The organism is Streptomyces sp. NPDC048275, from assembly GCF_040652275.1.
GTDB lineage: Bacteria > Actinomycetota > Actinomycetes > Streptomycetales > Streptomycetaceae > Streptomyces.
Genome location: NZ_JBEZLR010000109.1, coordinates 1 through 16,630, shown reverse-complemented (window position 1 = coordinate 16,630; position 16,630 = coordinate 1). Strand labels below are relative to the sequence as shown.

Annotated in this window: 14 protein-coding genes and 5 pseudogenes; 13 read left to right on the top strand and 6 right to left on the bottom strand. The window is 67.9% G+C overall.

Annotated elements, in window-relative coordinates:
• The first annotated feature begins 102 nt into the window (after positions 1–102).
• Positions 103–1,509: a cation:dicarboxylase symporter family transporter gene (locus AB0D57_RS39800; protein WP_362085329.1), complete on the top strand. Its 1,407-nt coding sequence runs from the start codon at positions 103–105 to the stop codon at positions 1,507–1,509.
• 155 nt (positions 1,510–1,664) lie between these two features.
• Here the strand turns inward: AB0D57_RS39800 and AB0D57_RS39795 are convergent, their stop codons facing one another.
• Positions 1,665–2,282 (bottom strand): TetR/AcrR family transcriptional regulator, encoded by a 618-nt coding sequence (locus AB0D57_RS39795; RefSeq protein ID WP_362085293.1) that lies wholly within the window; start codon positions 2,280–2,282, stop codon positions 1,665–1,667.
• 197 nt (positions 2,283–2,479) lie between these two features.
• Between AB0D57_RS39795 and AB0D57_RS39790 the strand changes: the two genes are divergently transcribed.
• From AB0D57_RS39790 to AB0D57_RS39775, 4 genes and pseudogenes are all read left to right on the top strand, one after another.
• Positions 2,480–4,180 (top strand): MFS transporter, encoded by a 1,701-nt coding sequence (locus tag AB0D57_RS39790; RefSeq protein WP_362085290.1) that lies wholly within the window; start codon positions 2,480–2,482, stop codon positions 4,178–4,180.
• A 358-nt stretch (positions 4,181–4,538) separates the two neighbouring features.
• A pseudogene (locus AB0D57_RS39785) lies at positions 4,539–4,982 on the top strand (polymorphic toxin-type HINT domain-containing protein); the annotation flags it as partial.
• Positions 4,983–5,371: 389 nt separating this feature from the next.
• A complete protein-coding gene (locus tag AB0D57_RS39780) occupies positions 5,372–5,824 on the top strand; it encodes an SUKH-3 domain-containing protein (protein ID WP_362085286.1) in 453 nt (150 codons plus the stop codon).
• A 431-nt stretch (positions 5,825–6,255) separates the two neighbouring features.
• Entirely contained in the window at positions 6,256–6,630 is a 375-nt protein-coding gene (locus AB0D57_RS39775) for a hypothetical protein (RefSeq protein WP_362085283.1), read from the top strand.
• Positions 6,631–6,717: 87 nt separating this feature from the next.
• Here the strand turns inward: AB0D57_RS39775 and AB0D57_RS39770 are convergent, their stop codons facing one another.
• Together AB0D57_RS39770 and AB0D57_RS39765 are read right to left on the bottom strand one after the other, a co-directional pair.
• The gene (locus tag AB0D57_RS39770; RefSeq protein ID WP_362085341.1) at positions 6,718–7,440 is read right to left on the bottom strand and encodes a hypothetical protein; all 723 of its coding nucleotides are present in this window, start codon (positions 7,438–7,440) and stop codon (positions 6,718–6,720) included.
• A gap of 197 nt (positions 7,441–7,637) precedes the next feature.
• Positions 7,638–8,533, bottom strand: a pseudogene (locus AB0D57_RS39765) (IS481 family transposase); the annotation flags it as partial.
• 901 nt (positions 8,534–9,434) lie between these two features.
• Between AB0D57_RS39765 and AB0D57_RS39760 the strand changes: the two are divergent.
• From AB0D57_RS39760 to AB0D57_RS39750, 3 genes are all read left to right on the top strand, one after another.
• Positions 9,435–9,632 (top strand): hypothetical protein, encoded by a 198-nt coding sequence (locus AB0D57_RS39760; RefSeq protein WP_362085280.1) that lies wholly within the window; start codon positions 9,435–9,437, stop codon positions 9,630–9,632.
• A 9-nt stretch (positions 9,633–9,641) separates the two neighbouring features.
• Entirely contained in the window at positions 9,642–10,046 is a 405-nt protein-coding gene (locus tag AB0D57_RS39755) for a type II toxin-antitoxin system VapC family toxin (RefSeq protein ID WP_362085277.1), read from the top strand.
• Between the two features lie 444 nt (positions 10,047–10,490).
• Positions 10,491–11,156 carry a hypothetical protein gene (locus AB0D57_RS39750; RefSeq protein WP_362085274.1) on the top strand — a complete coding sequence of 222 codons (666 nt, stop codon included), beginning with the start codon at positions 10,491–10,493 and terminating at the stop codon, positions 11,154–11,156.
• 177 nt (positions 11,157–11,333) lie between these two features.
• Here the strand turns inward: AB0D57_RS39750 and AB0D57_RS39745 are convergent.
• Positions 11,334–11,495: pseudogene (locus tag AB0D57_RS39745) on the bottom strand (site-specific integrase); the annotation flags it as partial.
• A gap of 168 nt (positions 11,496–11,663) precedes the next feature.
• Positions 11,664–11,918, bottom strand: a pseudogene (locus tag AB0D57_RS39740) (tyrosine-type recombinase/integrase); the annotation flags it as partial.
• A gap of 254 nt (positions 11,919–12,172) precedes the next feature.
• Between AB0D57_RS39740 and AB0D57_RS39735 the strand changes: the two are divergent.
• From AB0D57_RS39735 to AB0D57_RS39715, 5 genes and pseudogenes are all read left to right on the top strand, one after another.
• A pseudogene (locus tag AB0D57_RS39735) lies at positions 12,173–12,388 on the top strand (Lrp/AsnC ligand binding domain-containing protein); the annotation flags it as partial.
• Between the two features lie 46 nt (positions 12,389–12,434).
• On the top strand, positions 12,435–12,938 hold the full coding sequence (locus AB0D57_RS39730) for a MerR family transcriptional regulator (protein WP_362085326.1): 504 nt from the start codon (positions 12,435–12,437) through the stop codon (positions 12,936–12,938).
• Positions 12,939–12,961: 23 nt separating this feature from the next.
• Entirely contained in the window at positions 12,962–13,276 is a 315-nt protein-coding gene (locus AB0D57_RS39725) for a thioredoxin domain-containing protein (RefSeq protein WP_362085271.1), read from the top strand.
• Between the two features lie 155 nt (positions 13,277–13,431).
• Positions 13,432–15,705 (top strand): ATP-dependent DNA helicase, encoded by a 2,274-nt coding sequence (locus AB0D57_RS39720; RefSeq protein WP_362085268.1) that lies wholly within the window; start codon positions 13,432–13,434, stop codon positions 15,703–15,705.
• 239 nt (positions 15,706–15,944) lie between these two features.
• Entirely contained in the window at positions 15,945–16,208 is a 264-nt protein-coding gene (locus AB0D57_RS39715; RefSeq protein ID WP_362085265.1) for a hypothetical protein, read from the top strand.
• A 228-nt stretch (positions 16,209–16,436) separates the two neighbouring features.
• Here the strand turns inward: AB0D57_RS39715 and AB0D57_RS39710 are convergent.
• Positions 16,437–16,630: alpha amylase C-terminal domain-containing protein (locus tag AB0D57_RS39710; protein ID WP_362085262.1), on the bottom strand; the 194-nt coding region annotated here is incomplete at its 5' end.

The window sequence follows — 16,630 nt, the reverse complement described above, 5'->3', positions numbered from 1 at the left end:
AGATAGTCACCGCATCCCCCGGGAGTTCCACGCCTCCCGAATCCCCCCGGACGTGAGCCGCACGCCGGGTTTCCGCCGGTCGTGAGCCGCACGCCGGAAATGATGCCGACGACGTCGTCAAGGAGGGCAGCCGTGGCCAGCACCCCGACCGCACCTGCCGCACCCGCAGCCAAGCGGGACCGCACGCACTATCTGTACATCGCCGTGATCGTCGCCGTGATCCTCGGTATCACCGTGGGCCTGGTCGCTCCCGACTTCGCAGTCGAGCTGAAGCCCATCGGCACCGGCTTCGTGAACCTCATCAAGATGATGATCTCGCCGATCATCTTCTGCACGATCGTGCTGGGCATCGGCTCCGTACGGAAGGCCGCGAAGGTCGGCGCCGTCGGCGGTATAGCGCTCGGCTACTTCCTGGTCATGTCGCTGGTCGCGCTCGCTATTGGTCTGCTCGTCGGCAACATCCTGGACCCGGGTACGGGCCTGCAGGTGACCGACGCGGTCAAGGAGGCCGGTCAGGGCCAGGTGTCGGACGAGGCACTGCCGCCGGTCGAGTTCATGCTCTCGATCATCCCGACCACGATGGTCTCCGCCTTCACCGAGGGCCAGGTCCTGCAGACCCTGCTCATCGCGCTGCTCTCCGGGTTCGCGCTCCAGGCCATGGGGTCCGCCGGTCAGCCCGTCCTGCGCGGGGTGGAGCACATTCAGCGGCTCGTCTTCCGCATCCTGGGCATGGTGATGTGGCTGGCCCCGCTCGGTGCCTTCGGCGCCATCGCCGCCGTCACCGGTTCGGCCGGTCTGGACGCGCTCAAGAGCCTCGCCGTTCTGATGCTGGGCTTCTACGTCACCTGCTTCCTCTTCGTCTTCATCGTGCTCGGCACGATGCTGCGCATCATCACGGGCCTGAACATCCTCACGTTCTTCAAGTACCTGGGCCGTGAGTTCCTGCTCATCCTGTCCACCTCCTCCTCCGAGTCCGCCCTGCCGCGGCTCATCGCGAAGATGGAGCACCTGGGTGTGAGCAAGCCGGTGGTCGGTATCACGGTCCCGACCGGCTACTCCTTCAACCTCGACGGCACCATGATCTACATGACCATGGCGTCGCTCTACATCGCGGACGCGCTGGGCACCCCGATGGCCATCGGGGAGCAGATCCCGCTCCTGCTCTTCCTGCTCGTCGCGTCCAAGGGTGCGGCCGGTGTCAGCGGGGCGGGCCTGGCCACCCTGGCGGGCGGTCTGCAGTCGCACAAGCCCGCGCTGGTCGACGGCGTCGGCCTGATCGTCGGCATCGACCGGTTCATGAGCGAGGCTCGCGCCCTGACGAACTTCGCGGGCAACGCGGTGGCCACGGTGTTGATCGGGACGTGGACGAAGGAGATCGACAACGAGCGGGTGAAGCGGGTTCTCGCCGGGGAGCTGCCGTTCGACGAGAAGACGCTGCTGGACGACGACGAGGCTGCTGTTGCGGAGGTACCCGAGCAGGGCGGCGAGAAGGAACTCGTGAAGGCGTAGGCGCTCCGCTCGAAGGAGGGCTGCGGGGTGTTCTGAGGCCCCGGGTTCGTCGTGGCTGGTCGCGCCCTCCTCGCAGTCTGATAACCCCCCCATATACGCCGAGCGGCCAGGTACTCCCCCGTAGCCTGGCCGCTCGGTGCATCTCCGTAAAAGACTCAATCGTTTGTCTTGGCCACCAGTTCGGTGGCTCGGGAGGCGGGTACGCCTGCCGCGGTCAGCATGGTGACCACGGCGGAGCGGCCCGCCTCTTCGGCTGCCAGCAGGCCGTCGTTGACGGCCTCCATGAGCGCGAACAGCATCTGCTCGTGCACGTACGCCAGGGCCGGCGCCGGCAGCGGGGACTCGAAGACGCCTTGGTCCAGGCCGCGCTGGAGTACCTCCACGCAGGCCTCGCGCACGGGTGTGAGGCGCTCGCGGATGCCCTGCACGGTGACGCTGCGCTGGGCCAGCGCGACCAGCAGCCGGTAGCGGTCGGCGATCGCCCAGACCGCGAGCGTCGAGCGGACCAGCGACTCCGCGGGGTCCTCGATGCCCTCCCGGCCGGCGGCGTGCGCGGCCTCCACCGCCTGCGCCGCGCCTTCGAACAGCGTCCCGATCAACGCCTCACGGTTCGGGAAATGCCCGTACACCGTGCGCCGTACGACGCCCGCGGCGCGCGCGATCTGGTCCATGGACGCGTCGGGGTCGCGCAACAGCTCGGCGAGCGCGACGTCGAGGATGCGGTGGCGGTTCACGTCGGCGCGGCTGGCGTTACCCATGGTCATGGCTGCCATTCTGCACGCCTCGCGGGGTGATCTCGCGATGCCTCCACAAGGGCTCCATCAACGGCTCCATCAACGGCTCCATCAAGGGCTCCGGCATGGGCTCCACCTCCACCATTTGCACAGCGCTGTGCATTGACCGTACATTGCACAGCATCGTGCAATTGCACGGGGCTGTGCAAGTCGAGTGAGGAAGGGCGACCCTACCCATGCGTCTCGTCATGAACGAACCGGTCGAGAAGATGGACCGGCCCTATGCCAGTCGCTGGTGGGCGCTGCTGGTGCTCTGTCTGAGCCTGCTGATCATCGTGATGGCGAACACCGCCCTCACCGTCGCGGCCCCCGACATGACCCAGGACCTGGGCCTGTCCAGCGCCGACCTTCAGTGGGTCATCGACGGCTACACCGTCCCGTACGCCGCGCTGATGCTGCTGCTCGGCGCGCTCGGCGACAAGTACAGCCGGCGCGGCGCGCTCGTCCTCGGGCTGGTCGTCTTCGGCGGCGGGGCGGTCGCGGGCTCGCTCGTGGACAGTTCCACGGGGGTCATCGCGGCCCGTGCCGTGATGGGCGTGGGCGCTGCCCTGATCATGCCGGCCACGCTCTCCCTGCTCGCCGCGACCTTCCCGCGCGCGGAACGGGCGAAGGCGATCACCCTGTGGACCGCGACGGCCGGACTGGCGATCGCCGCCGGTCCGCTGGTCGCGGGCGCGCTGTTGCGGCAGTACGGCTGGTCGTCCACCTTCCTGATCAACGTGCCGATCGCCGCCCTCGCCCTCGTCGGCGCCCTCGTCCTCGTACCGCCGTCCAAGGCCGGCCACCGCCACCGCATCGACTGCGTCGGCGGCCTGCTGTCGGTGGTCTGGATCGGCTCGCTGATCTACATGATCATCGAAGGGCCGCACTTCGGCTGGGGTGTGAAGGCCGTGACCGCGGCGGTCGTCGCGGGCGTCGGCCTGGTGGCCTTCGTGGCCTGGGAGCTGCGCCACCCGCATCCGGTCGTCGACGTACGCCGCTTCGCCGGCCGCCGGTTCGCGGGCTCGAACCTCGCCGTCGCGCTCTTCTTCCTGGCCGTCTTCGGCGCCTTCTACTTCCTCACCCAGCACCTCCAGTTCGTCCTCGGCTATGACGCGTTGGACACCGGAGTGCGGATGCTGCCGCTCGCCGGAGCCGTCTTCGTCGGCTCGGCACTCACCGCGTACCTCACTCCGCGCCTCGGCATGAAGGTCACGGTGACCGCGGGCATGGTCGGCGGCACGGCGGCGCTGGCGCTGCTCACCCAGGTGGACGCGGCGTCGTCGTACGGCGACTTCGTGCTGCCTCTCACCGTCCTGGGCCTCGCGATCGGGCTCGCGCTCTCGCCCTGCACAGACGCCATCATGGGCGCGTTCCCGGAGTCCGAACTCGGCGTCGGCGGCGCCGTGAACGACACTTCGCTGGAGCTCGGCGGCTCGCTCGGGATCGCCATCCTCGGTTCGGTCCTGGCGAGTTCGTACTCCTCGCACCTCTCGGACGCGGCCACGGGCAGCGAGCTCCCGGCGGGCGCCCTGGCCACGGCGCAGGACTCCGTGGGCGCGGGATACGCGGTCGCCGAGGGCATCGGCGACAGGGCCCGGCAACTCGGCGAGCAGGCCGCACAGGCGGGCAATCCGGAGCAGGCGGCCCAGCTGAAGGCGCAGGCCGACCAACTCGCCGACGGCGCCCGACAGATGGCCGACGCGGTCGGCTCGTCCTTCGCCGACTCGGTCGCCCACACGAGCCTGATCGGTGGGCTGATTCTGGGGGCGGGCACGGTAGTGGTGGCGGTGCTGCTGTCGTGGAAGGAGCGGACGGCCGACATCACCGCGGTCACCTGTGAACCTTCGGCGGACGCCGAGCGGGAGGAGAAGGAGGAGGGCGTCGCGGCGCACTGACCGCCCTGAGTGTTTCCCGTCCGGGAGGTGTACGGACGCCGGTGTATGGAGGTGGGGGAAGGGCTCCGGCCTTGCGCGGCACAAGGCCGGAGGCGGAGCCGGCCTCGCCCTGGCCGCGGGCTGCGGAGCCGTCGCCGGCTTCGCGGGAGGCATGGTCGGCAACGCCCTGAACGAGAACGCCGACCACAGTCTCGGCGGCTATCTCACGGCCGGCGGCATCGGGGCCGGTATCGGCGCGGTCGGTGGTGGCCTTGGGGCGGCCGCGGGCGCCGGCGTGAAGGCCCTCGCGAAGACCGGCCTCGGCCAGAAGGCCATCGCGACCGCCAAGAGTCTGCTGGGCAAAAAGCCGGCATGCATGAACAGCTTCATCACCGGCACGCTCGTCCTGATGGCCGACGGCACCACCAAGCCGATCGAAGAACTCGAACTGGGCGACGAGGTCACCGCCACCGACCCCGAAACCGGCGGGACCACCACCGAAACCGTCACCACGACCATCCTGGGCGAGGGAACCAAGCACCTCGTCAAGATCACCGTAGACACCGACGGAGACGAAGGCGACCAGACGGCCACCGTCACCGCCACCGACAACCACCCCTTCTGGGTCCCGGCCCTGGGCGAATGGCTCGACGCCACCGACCTGACCGCCGGCGAATGGCTCCAGACCGGCGCCGGAACCCGAATCCAGATCACGGCGCTCAAGCGGTGGACCGTAGAGACGACGGTTTACAACCTCGGGGTTAGCAGCAAGCACACGTACTATGTGCTGGCGGGGGCCACGCCGGTCCTGGTCCACAACTGTGGCGACGCTGAACTTCAGAGTGAGCTGACCCAGCTCGGCAAAGCTCGGATCGAAGAGGTCAGGGGCAGCCTTTCCGAAGGTGAAATCCTGCCGGGCGCGTTCAGCGTAGGGCGTGACCGAACCACCGGAATTACCTACTACGGTGAGAGTGGCCCCGCCACTGGGCATCACACCGGTGTGACCTCCCGGCTACCTGGAGAATCCCAGCTCCCCAACGGTCGCCCGCCAGGCGTGTGCGCAGAAGCGCGAATGTGCACTAACGCCCTAAATGATGGAGCGTCGTTGGAAAACTTGGATATCATCACCCTCAATCAGAAAGGAAAGAAGTTCAAAATGTGCCCCAACTGTCAAGTGTGGGTGCCGGACGCGGTCAGGAGTGTACTCACCGGATGAGCGGGTTCAATGACACTTCCCGGCGGCAGAGATTGCGTGATGCATTCCCCGAAGCAACCCGAGTAGACCTGGGGTCAGCTTCTATCGATCAGGTGTCCAGGCTCTACGAAGGGGCCGGCTATGACGTAGGGGTAGAATTGCGCGGATTTCTCGAAGAGTATCGAGAGTTCTCCATTTCGTGGATCTATCGCGAAATGGAGGTGGGTGTGCAAATTGACGCAGAAGAAGCCCTCTCTTTCTACCCCGGTAACATTCGCATATTTTCTCAGCGGGTTGGGCGCCCCCTGGTCCCCGTTGGCTCTGCGTTCGCCACCGAAGAAGTGGTATTGATCGCGAGCGATGGAGACGTATTTCTCGCTGGAGATGCCGGAATGCAGTACGTCGGGAACGGTTTTATGCAATCCATACAAGCCCTGATTTCCGGAAATTGGGACAAGACCTTCTTCTGAAGGGCGTGGTCTCAATCCCACATGAGGGTCCGCCGGTTTTAAGGTCTGCCGGCATTGACCCCCTTTCAGTTGATGGTGAAGGGAATGTCTCGATTAACGGAGACGGGATGCTTCATCTTAATATGAGCGGCGATATCAGCCATTCACAGGCGTATTGTGGATTACGGGACAGCCCTCAGTATTTCCTGGTGGGTGGGGCTCCTTCGGTCGCTTGACGGCAATGGCGACGGCAACGTCAGCGGACGACGGCTGCGGCGGGTGGGTCGTCGGGGTCGTCGCCGGTGGGGCTGAGGGCGTAGCCGAGGGTGTTGATGGCCTGGCGCTGGAGCCGGAGGTGGGCGTAGACGCCCGCGGTGACGCCGATGTGGGCGTGGCCGAGTCGCCAACTCCACCGCCCAGAACGCCTATCGAAGCCTCAGCAGGCCGGGCTCGTGTACGCGGTCAAGGGGCGCGGCGTCTTCGTCCGCCAGAAACCGGAGCCGGGCAAGTACCACGGGCCGATCACGAACTACCTGCTGCGCGAGGAGATCGACCGCGAGGCCCGCGCAGCCGCCACCGAGTTCGCCGACCTCAGCGATGACGAGCTGCTGGAACGAGAAGCGGAGCTGGACCAGCGATGGATCACGGTCCGAGAGGAGCACCAGCGGCTCTTCAACGAGCGCCGCAAGGTCAAGCGAGAGAAGAGCCGCCGCGGCTTGTTCCTACCGCCCCTCCACGACGAGGACGCCGAGTCGGACGTATCGCCGAGCGAGGAGCTGAAGACCGCACTGGCCGAATCGAAGAAGTGCCGACAGCAGCGCCCCTGACCGTCGACCCGGCAGCTCGGTCAGCGGGGTTGTCTAGTCCCAGGTGATGCCCGACGTTCTGGTCCCAGGTGATGCTTGACGGTGGGCCTAGACAACATCGGAAACTTCACGGGGCTTGTTCGCTTTCACGTGGCGGACGGGGATGTCGGTGGTGCCTTGGATGACACGGACCTGGCCGTCCAGCTCTACCGTGATCGTCGACTCCGCCACGTGCACGGTCACGGTCTGCCCGGTGTAGGTCCGGCCGAGGGAGACGACTTGCCGGCAGACCATAACCGTGCCCGTCGCACTGACCCGCCGTTGCACGCGGACCGGCTCCACACTCGGCCTCGGCGGCGGGCCCGCGGGCCGCAGACCGCGCAGGCGCTGGATCTCCTCGCTGGTGAGCGGGTTGGGCCGCACCCGCAGCAGTTCTCGCGAGGACGGATCGAAGAACGACAGCGTCTCGCCGTCGATCCAGATGCCTGCTGATCGGCCGCCCAGGATCTCCGCCGCCAGCACCTGATGCCCGGCCAGGCCCACCAGCCCGCTGTTGTTCACGAACCGGTCCACCTCGAACGCCGCCGCATCACCGGCCGGCAACGGCGCCGGTCCGGCTGAACGCCCTCCGCGAGCCGCCAGCTGCGCGAGATCCGCCACCGACAGATGCGAACGCACGCTCTTGATCCGCGTCCCGGCGACCAGGAGATGGATCACCGAGGTATCGGCCCAGAACGTCACCGTCAGCCCTGCGCGGGCCGGACCGAGCCAGAACTGCTTGCCCGCGACCTGCAGATTCCCACTCGCAGGGACCACCCGCTCGAACTCCACCGGCCCACCGTGCTCCCCCGGCACCACATCAGATGGCACCGCTGCCGGACCCACTCAGACGGACTGGCAAGAGGCGCTACCTCTACGGCGTCCGGCATCACAGGAGCTGTCCGCTGCTGCGGCACCAGCGCGAGCACGCCGGGCACCCGCACGCCCAGCACCTCCCGCTCCTGCTCGGGAACAGGGTTGAACCGGTCCGCCGGGACTGCATGTCCAGCGCCTGATGCGGACGCACGGAGTTGTACTCCTGCACCCACGCATCCAGCGCTGTCCGAGCCGCCTCGATGCTCTCGAACGCGCCACAGTCGTCGAGGAGTTCACGCCGCAGCGTCTGATGGAACCGCTCGACCTTGCCCGTCGTGGTCGGCGACGCCGGCTGCGTCAGCCGGTGCGCGATCCCGTTCTCCCGGCAGATCCGGTCGAACAGCGCCTCACCACCATGCCCGAACCGGTCGGTGAACTGCTTGCCGTTGTCGGTGAGCACCTCCTCCGGCACCCCGAACGCCTGCAAGGCCCCGGCGAACGCCGAGCACACCGCCCGCCCGGTCGCACGCTCGACCACCGACGCGGTCACGCAGTACCGGGAATGATCACCCACACCCGTCACGACCTTCGCCTCGGACAACTCACCCGTGACCGGGTCGACGAGCATCACCCCGCCGACGATGTCCATCTGCCACAACTGCATCGGCCGATCCCGCTGCCAGCGCTTGTAATCCGACCGCTTCCGGCGCCGCACCCCCGGCTCCACCAGCCCATGCCGGACCAAGATCCGATACACCGTCATCCGCGACGGCACCGGACTCACCGCCCCGGACCGCTCCAGCACATGAGCGATCCGCCGCGGCCCCCACCGAGGATGCTCACGCCGCAGCTCACACACAGCCCCCTCCACCTCCGCAGACGCCTGATGCGGACACGACGCCGGCCTGCGCGACCGATCCGCCAACCCCGCCAGACCCGACGCGGCATACCGGGACTTCCACCCGCTGACCGTCTGCCTGGACACCCCCAGCCGGGCGGCGACTTCCGTCACGGTCGCACCCGCCAGCACGGCCAGGACAGCCCGGTATCTCTGCTCGACAACCGACAATTCCACCAGCGCCAATCCCGGCCTCCTGCCACACGCCGCAACGACGTGCACAGAAAAGCCGATCACGGCCACTGTCAACCATCAGCTGGGACCGAAGTGTCAAGCATCTCCCGGCACCGGACACAACGCTGGTCAGGGCGGTGCGTTCAGATTTTCTCTACGAGGTTCAAGGCGGGCCCCGCCCGCCGGAGCTGGCCGAACATCGCCGACCGACCCACCATCGGGCGAGCAGCCGAGGCCCGCGCGAGGCGCTGGCAGACGGCCGGACCCAGCTGCGAGCTGGGCCCAACCTGGTGCCGCCAGGCGCAAGTTGTGGGCGTGGAGCCCTCGCGCTTCGCACAGCAAGTTGTCGCCTACGACCGTCCTACGGTCGGGTCGCAGGCAAGGGCCGACCAGGGGGCCGACCCTCACGTCCGTCGCCGGGCTCACCGAGGGCGGTGGCCAGCGGCACCTCCGGCGGGGAGCGAAGCTCTCAGCGCCCCACCATCGGCCGATCCGTCCCCGCCCGGCCCCGGAACATGCACTCGGCCGTTCGCCGTGGCCAGCTCCCGGCGCGGCCCACGGACGCGCGTCGAGCCTTGAGCGACGACCGACTCAGGATCCGTCGACGGCTGGTGACCGAGCTGACCAGAACCTGGCTTCCGGCGCAGCAAGCCGTCCCGGCGGACGCGCTGATGTAGCAGGACCAAGTGCCTGCTCCGTTCGCCGGCCCGGCGTACGGCCCCCTGCCCGCACCCGACCCCACCCCAGGCAGGCCGCCGGCCTGAGATCCCGCCAGCACCTGCGAGGATCGGCGCACGCACGTTCGGGGATCGGCTCCGTGGGGTGAAGCCCGGTGTCAGCGGGGGTCAGCCCCCGTATGCTGGCCTCGGTAGCCACATCCCGTCCCGTGGAGGTCCCGATGAGCACACCCGACGCGGAGTACTCCGGCTACCCACTGCTTCGGCCCCGCGTTTCGGTCGAGGAGCTGCTGGCCGCGAAGAACACCCAGCCGATCCGGTCCCTGGACGACCTCGCTGCCGACACCTTCGAGTCGGACGAGGAGCTGGAGGAGTTCCTGGCCTTCACGTACGCCGAGCGCCACCGCGACGTCGCCTGAGCCGCTGCCGTGCAACCTGTCATCCTCGACACCGACGTCGCCTCGCTGTCCCACAAGCGCAAGCTCGCCAGCCCGCTCGCCACCAGGCTGATCGGCCGCAAGCCGCTGATCACCTTCGTGACCTTCGGCGAACTGACCAAGTGGACCGAGATCCGCCACTGGGGCACCCGCAGCCGCCAGGAACTCGCCGACTGGCTCTCCGGCATCCTGATCCTGCCCGGCGACGAAGCCGTCGCCGCAACCTGGGGCCGCCTGTCAGCCGCGGGCATCCAGCGCGGACGCCCACGCCCGATCAACGACATGTGGATCGCGGCCTGTGCCCTCACCTACGACCTGCCGCTGGCCACGCTCAACCTCAAGGACTACGAGGACTTCCGAGCCCACCACGGTCTGCGCATCCTCGGCACGGAGTAGTCGCTCGCCGCTGGCGCAGCCGGACCCGGCTCCCAGACGAGGCAGCGGCCCGTGACCAGGCTGACCAGAAATTGGCTGCTGGCGCGTCGTTGTCCCGTTGGATATCCCAACGGGCTATCCAGGGGAACAGGGCCGACCAGGGGGCCGACTCTCCGCGCGAATCGCCAGCTCGCCGTTGAGCGGTGGCTGGCGGCGCCTCCGACGGGGAGCGAAGCTCCCGGCCCCCTCCGAGTGGCGAACCCGTCCCGCCCTGGCCCCCCGCACTGCCAGACTGGCGGACGCACGAACCTCGACCGAGGGCCGCCTCGGAGGCCCACCTCCGAGCCGCCGCGAGGCCCCAGCCCCGCCTAATTGGTCTAGATCACCTGGGATTGGCAAGAGTCAGTGGGACAAGAATGCCAATCACGTACCGGGTCTCTACCTGACAATTCCGGTGATACCAAGATGACGAAAATCAACAATCGTGTGGCGCGTCGGATCACATCAGACTGGGTCAGTCTCTTCCCGGAGTTTTCGGTCTGGCAGCCGCTACGCCTGCTACGTCGAATTGGGCCGGTGCTTCAAGGCATCACTCTGGACAAGTCCACGGAAAGTGATCAGTACTACCCGACCGTTCATGTGCACTCGCTGGTCCAAGACTTTCCAGTAATCTCGCTCACTTTGGCGCAGAGGCTCGTAAAATCTTCCGGGATTCAGGAGCCAATCGAAGTGGATCGCCATCCGGAGGAGTTTCGATCAGCCGCTGTCCGGCTGGAAGAGCAGAGCGCTCTCTCGCTCCGGCAGACGCCGGAACTGAGAGAGATTGTCGAAGCATTGCGCGCTTTCGCTGTGGTGGCACAGAGAGGTCGGTTTCCTGAGGCTATTCCGGAACTTCGGGACAGTGTCTTCATTCCTGCGGCTTCAGGTGATTCCGAAGCGGCTGATGAAAGCCTGAGATTGGTGGCGGAGCTGTCTGAGCAGTGGTCCAAGTATGAGGCGCCCCCCGGGTGGACGGACACTCGCGAGTGGCTGGACTGGCTCAGGGTGACGGCGGATGCTGTTCCCAGCTTGACCTCTCTCGTGGATGCTCAGATCGCGAAGCATAATCTGTCCAAGATCCACTCTGGCTGACAGAAGGTAGGAGACGGATTCGCATCTGCTACGCAACGCCTGGGACTGCTGACGCTACGGCAGCGGTGACGCAGCGGCATTGTCAGCGAACGGCCGCGCGAGCCGGGTGCGGACGCGAGACCTACGGCGTGTCGTGGCCTCCGTCGTCCTGTTCGTCCGGGGCATCGGGCTCGTCGCGCGGACGGCGTGCTCCAGGGTGGACTTGAGGACCGAGTGAACGTACGTCATGGTCAGCGGCGACAGCGTCTTGCCGCAGCACTGGCCGATGGCGCAGCAGCGTCGCCGGTACGCGTCCTGTTCCTGGGCGCAGCACTGGCAGGTGGTACGGAGCTGGTCGAGGCGGCCCGCTGGTGCGGCCCGCGCGCGCTCAGCGCGCAGTGTCAGGCAAGCGAGCTGACGATCTAGGAAGTAAGAACATCGTGCGCGGCAGCGCCGCCAGGAAGGCTGCGCCGGATCTGTTTCCGGTGGGGCCTCTGGAGCGTCTGACGGCAGTAGTTGACGGCAACGTCAGCGGACGGGTGCGGCACAGAGGGGTGGTTCGTCGCCGTCGTCGGGCTTGCCGGTGATCTCGGCGGAGTTGCGGAGGGCGTTGCTAAGAAGGTCGATGGCGTCGCGCTGGAGGCGGAGCCGGACATGGGCGTACACGGTGGCGGTGACGCCGATGTGGGCGTGGCCCAACAGCTCCTTGATCACGACGAGTTCCACCCCCTGTTCCAGGAGGAGGGTGGCCGCCGAGTGGCGGAGGTCGTGGAACCGGACCTGAACATCCGGGAATGGACCTGCACCGCCTGCGGCACCCTTCACGACCGGACCACAACGCCGCGAAGAACGTCAAAACGGCCGCCGGACTGGCGGTGACAGCCTGTCGAGCGCAGGTAAGACCAGGACTCGTCCCGGCACAGCGCGACGAAGCAGGAAGCCACGGATTCCCGCCCGAACCCCGTGCCGCATAGCGGTACAGCAACGGACGAGAAGGCCAGAATCCTCGGGCTTCAGCCCGAGGAGCAAGTCAAAACCTCAAGCACCCCAGGACCCTGGAGCTGATCGCCCGCCCGGAGATCATCGAGGTCCACCACGTCGTCGGCGAGGACTGCTGGATCCTCAAGGTCGCCGTCGCGGACACCCTCCACCTCGAGGAGATCCTCGAACAGACCTCGACCCTGGGCCGCACCACGACGTCGATCGTGCTGTTCTCGCCGGTGCGGCGGAAGTCGCTGCTCCCGCCGGCCTGACGTTCCCGTTGCCTTGACGTCGGCGTCAAGGACTACGTTCGTGGACATGCGAATCGGCGAGCTGGCGGCGCGGGCCGGGACCACCACGCGGACTCTTCGGTACTACGAGTCGCGGGGACTGCTGCCCGCGCGGCGCACCCACAACGGGTACCGCACCTACGACGAGGACGACATGAAGCTGCTGCGGCAGATCAGGACGCTGCAGGACTTCGGGTTCGACCTGGAGGAGACGCGGCCCTTCGTGGAGTGTTTGCGGGCCGGGCATCCGGAGGGGGACTCGTGCCCCGCGTCGCTCGCCGTCTACCGCCGCAAGCTCGGCGAGCTCGACGCGCTGATCGGCGAGTTGCAGGCCGTGCGCGCACAGGTCGGCGAGCAGTTGGCGCGGGCCGAGCGGGCGCGGGACGAGCTGGCGGCCGAGGCGGAGGTTCCGGGCGGTCCGGAGCCTGTATGTGCGGTGTTTTCCCCGGGGGCGATCCCCGGAGTCGCGGCAGGAGCCGTGTTTTCCCGGGGGACGCCCCCCGGACCCCCGGCAGTAAATACAGGAGGGTGACCGGAGTGATGAAGGTGGCAGGCGTGGCTGCGGTGACGGACGCGGACTTCGAGGCGGAGGTGATCGGCGCGGAGCTGCCCGTACTCGTGGAGTTCACGGCCGACTGGTGCCCGCCCTGCCGGCAGATGGGGCCGGTGCTGAGCGCCCTCGCGGCGGAGGAGGGAGACCGGATCAAGGTCGTCCAGCTGGACGTCGACACGAACCCGCTGACGACGAACACCTACCGGGTGCTGTCCATGCCCACGTTCATGGTGTTCCGCGGCGGTGAGCCGGTGAAGTCGATGGTGGGTGCCCGGCCCAAGCGGCGGCTGCTGGAGGAGCTGTCCGACGTGCTGTGATCACCCACCGGAACCACCCACCGGTCTCACCGGTGACACAAGAAATCCCCCGAGCAATTGCGCTCGGGGGATTTCTCGGCGTATATTGAATAATTCACGACTTCGGGGAATCGAGTCGCGAAGAAGTTCATTGAGCAGAGTATATCCGGGCGGGAGTGGAATTGTCAAACAGGGGCTCACACACAGAATTTCCCGACGATGAATTCAGGCGTGAGCAGGAATTCATCGACGGGTTGTACGCGCGCGTGGACGTCCTGCGTGGCGACACCGAGGCCTCCGTCGGCGACGCGCTCGCGCAGGGCAACACGCCCATGCAGGCCCGGCTCGAACGGGACGTACTGGTCGCCGAGCGCTCCGGCCTGCTCGCCGCGCTGAACGCCGTGGACGGTTCGCTCTGCTTCGGCCGGATCGACCTCACCTCCGGCGTCAGCCACCACATCGGCCGCATCGGCATCCGCGCCGGAGACACCGAGCACACCCCCATCCTCATCGACTGGCGGGCCCCGGTCGCCCGCCCCTTCTACCTCGCCACCGGCCACACACCGATGGACCTGCGCCGCCGTCGGCACATCACCACCGACGGCCGCCGCGTCACCGACCTGCACGACGAGATCCTCGACCTCGGCGACCGTGAGCGCACCGGCCATGAGGACCCGACCGGCGACGCGGTACTCCTCGCCGCGCTCAACTCGGCCCGCACCGGCCGCATGGGCGACATCGTGCAGACCATCCAGGCCGAGCAGGACCAGATCATCCGCGCCCCGCACCGGGGCATCCTGGTCGTCGAGGGCGGCCCCGGCACCGGCAAGACGGCCGTGGCGCTGCACCGGGCCGCGTATCTGCTGTACGAATACCGGGAGCTGCTCGCCAAGCGTGCCGTCCTGATCGTCGGCCCGAACCCCGCCTTCCTCGGCTACATCGGCGAGGTGCTGCCCTCGCTCGGCGAGACCGGCGTGCTGCTCGCGACTGTCGGCGAGTTGTTCCCGGGTGTACGGGCGACGGCCGCCGACACCCCCGAGGCGGCCGCTGTGAAGGGCCGCGCCGACATGGCCGAGGTGCTGGACGCGGTGATCCGGGACCGGCAGGCGCTGCCCGACCCGGTGATCGCCATCGAGCACGACCGGGACATCCTGATGCTCGACGCCGGACTCGTGCAGATGGCCCGCGAACGCACCCGCGAGGCGAAACTGCCGCACAACGTCGCCCGCGAGTACTTCGAGGGCCACATCCTCAACACGCTCACCGACATGCTGGCCGAGCGCATCGGAACCGACCCCTTCGACGGCTCGAACCTCCTCGACGCCAGCGACATCACCCAGATCCGCGACGACCTGGCCGAGAACCCCGAAGTCTGGTCGGCCATCGACCAGTTGTGGCCCCGACTGACCCCCCAGCGAGTCATCGCCGACTTCCTCGCCGAGCCCGGCGGGTACGTCTCCGACGCGGACGCCGCCGCGATCCACCGCCCGGTCACCCGGGCCTGGACCACCTCCGACGTCCCCCTCCTCGACGAGGCCGCCGAGCTGCTGGGCGAGGACGACCGGGTCGCGCGTGCCCTCGCCGACCAGGAACGCCGCACCCAAGTCGCGTACGCGCAGGGCGTGTTGGACGTCTCCTACGCCTCGCGTACCTACGAGTTCGAGGACAAGGACGAGGAGGACTCCGAAGTTCTCTCCGCGCACAACATCATCGACGCCGAGCGGATGGCCGAGCGGCACGAGGAGGACGACCACCGCAGCGCCGCCGAGCGGGCGGCGGCCGACCGCACCTGGGCGTTCGGTCACATCATCGTCGACGAGGCGCAGGAGCTGTCGCCGATGGCCTGGCGGCTGCTGATGCGGCGCAGCCCGACCCGTTCGATGACCCTCGTCGGCGACCCGGCGCAGACCGCCGAGGCGGCGGGCGTCGGCTCCTGGTCCGAGATCCTCTCCCCCTACGTCGAGGACCGCTGGGAGCACACGCGTCTCGCCGTCAACTACCGCACCCCGTCCGAGATCATGGACGTCGCGGCGGGTGTCCTGCGCGCTGAGCACCCCGACTTCGAGCCGCCTCGCTCCGTGCGGTCCACTGGCGTACGGCCATGGGTGCGGGACGCCGGCGACGACCTGCCCGGCGCCGTCGCGAAGGCCGTCGCCGAGCTGACTCCCGCCGAGGGGCGGCTCGCGGTGATCGCGCCGCGTGAGCTGCATGTCTCGCTTGCCGCTCGGCTGGACGGGGTGACGGCGGGCGAGGAGCCCGACCTGACCCGTGCGGTTGTCCTGCTCGATCCGCGCCAGGCCAAGGGGCTGGAGTTCGACTCCGTGCTGGTGGTGGAGCCCGGGGCGTACGGGACGAGCGACCTGTATGTGGCTCTGACTCGGGCTACGCAGGCGCTTGGGATCGTGTACACCGGAGAGCTGCCGGAGACCCTGGCGGCGACCGCGGCCTGACCGCCGGGATGGGGTCCCGCCGGACATCGTCGGATCTCCGCCGGGACCTCGTCCTGAAGGCGGGGTGGCTGGTGGCTTCAGCCTCGCCGTTTCAGTTGAGGCTGCTGGGTGGCTGAGTGGGGTTGTCTTCAGGTCGTGTCGGCCGGTGGACATGGTGAGGGCCCGACGCGGGGTCGGGACCGCGGAGCGCGGCACACTGGACCCTGCTCCGTAGCCCAGGTCGGAACGAGGACCACATCATGAGCGAGTCCGACGCAGAAGTCGCAGGTACGACAGCGGAGCCGAGGCTGTGGCAGGTGAAAATCGCCTTACTGGCGACAGCTGCCCAGCATGAGGAACTGATGGACCGGCTGGTGGAAGTACTGTGCCCGGACTCCTCGCACGAAGGGCCCTGCCCCATTCCCTGGGGCATGCACAGCGTGAACGGCGACTCTCTGTCCAAGAAGAAGCAGAAGGCTCTTCGGGAGGAGATCGCCGAGACCAACGGTCCGGATCAGGTCTGACCGACGCGTCGAGCCCGGTTCCGCATGCCATGCGGAACCGGGCTCGTACTGGTCTACGCCCCACCCGAACCCGCCTGACCCCCCGTCCAGCCGGGCCCGACCGGAGCCGAAATCATGGAAGAGCTGGGCAGGTCGGCGGACACCCCCTGCCCACACCGGCGCGACACTCGAAGCCCTACCCCGCAGCCCTCAGAAAATCACTTCAGAAGCCGATCGGTGGATCGCGGCCTAAGCGGGCCGGAGCCAGATGGTGGCGAGTGGGGGGAGGGTGAGGCGGAGGCTGGTGGCGCGGCCGTGGGCGGGGTGGGGTTCGGGTTTGAGGGGGTCGGGGTTGGTGATGTCGCTGCCGCCGTAGCGGGCGGTGTCGGTGTTGAGGGTCTCGTGCCAGGCGGGGATGTCGTCGGGGATGCCGAGGCGGTAGT

Excerpts from the sequence above, each read along its gene's own strand:
- AB0D57_RS39790 (WP_362085290.1), top strand. The coding sequence starts at position 2,480 with ATGCGTCTCGTCATGAACGAACCGGTCGAGAAGATGGACCGGCCCTAT.
- AB0D57_RS39760 (WP_362085280.1), top strand. The coding sequence starts at position 9,435 with ATGAGCACACCCGACGCGGAGTACTCCGGCTACCCACTGCTTCGGCCC.
- AB0D57_RS39795 (WP_362085293.1), bottom strand. The coding sequence starts at position 2,282 with ATGGCAGCCATGACCATGGGTAACGCCAGCCGCGCCGACGTGAACCGC.
- AB0D57_RS39750 (WP_362085274.1), top strand. The coding sequence starts at position 10,491 with ATGACGAAAATCAACAATCGTGTGGCGCGTCGGATCACATCAGACTGG.
- AB0D57_RS39730 (WP_362085326.1), top strand. The coding sequence starts at position 12,435 with ATGCGAATCGGCGAGCTGGCGGCGCGGGCCGGGACCACCACGCGGACT.
- AB0D57_RS39780 (WP_362085286.1), top strand. The coding sequence starts at position 5,372 with ATGAGCGGGTTCAATGACACTTCCCGGCGGCAGAGATTGCGTGATGCA.
- AB0D57_RS39715 (WP_362085265.1), top strand. The coding sequence starts at position 15,945 with ATGAGCGAGTCCGACGCAGAAGTCGCAGGTACGACAGCGGAGCCGAGG.
- AB0D57_RS39800 (WP_362085329.1), top strand. The coding sequence starts at position 103 with ATGCCGACGACGTCGTCAAGGAGGGCAGCCGTGGCCAGCACCCCGACC.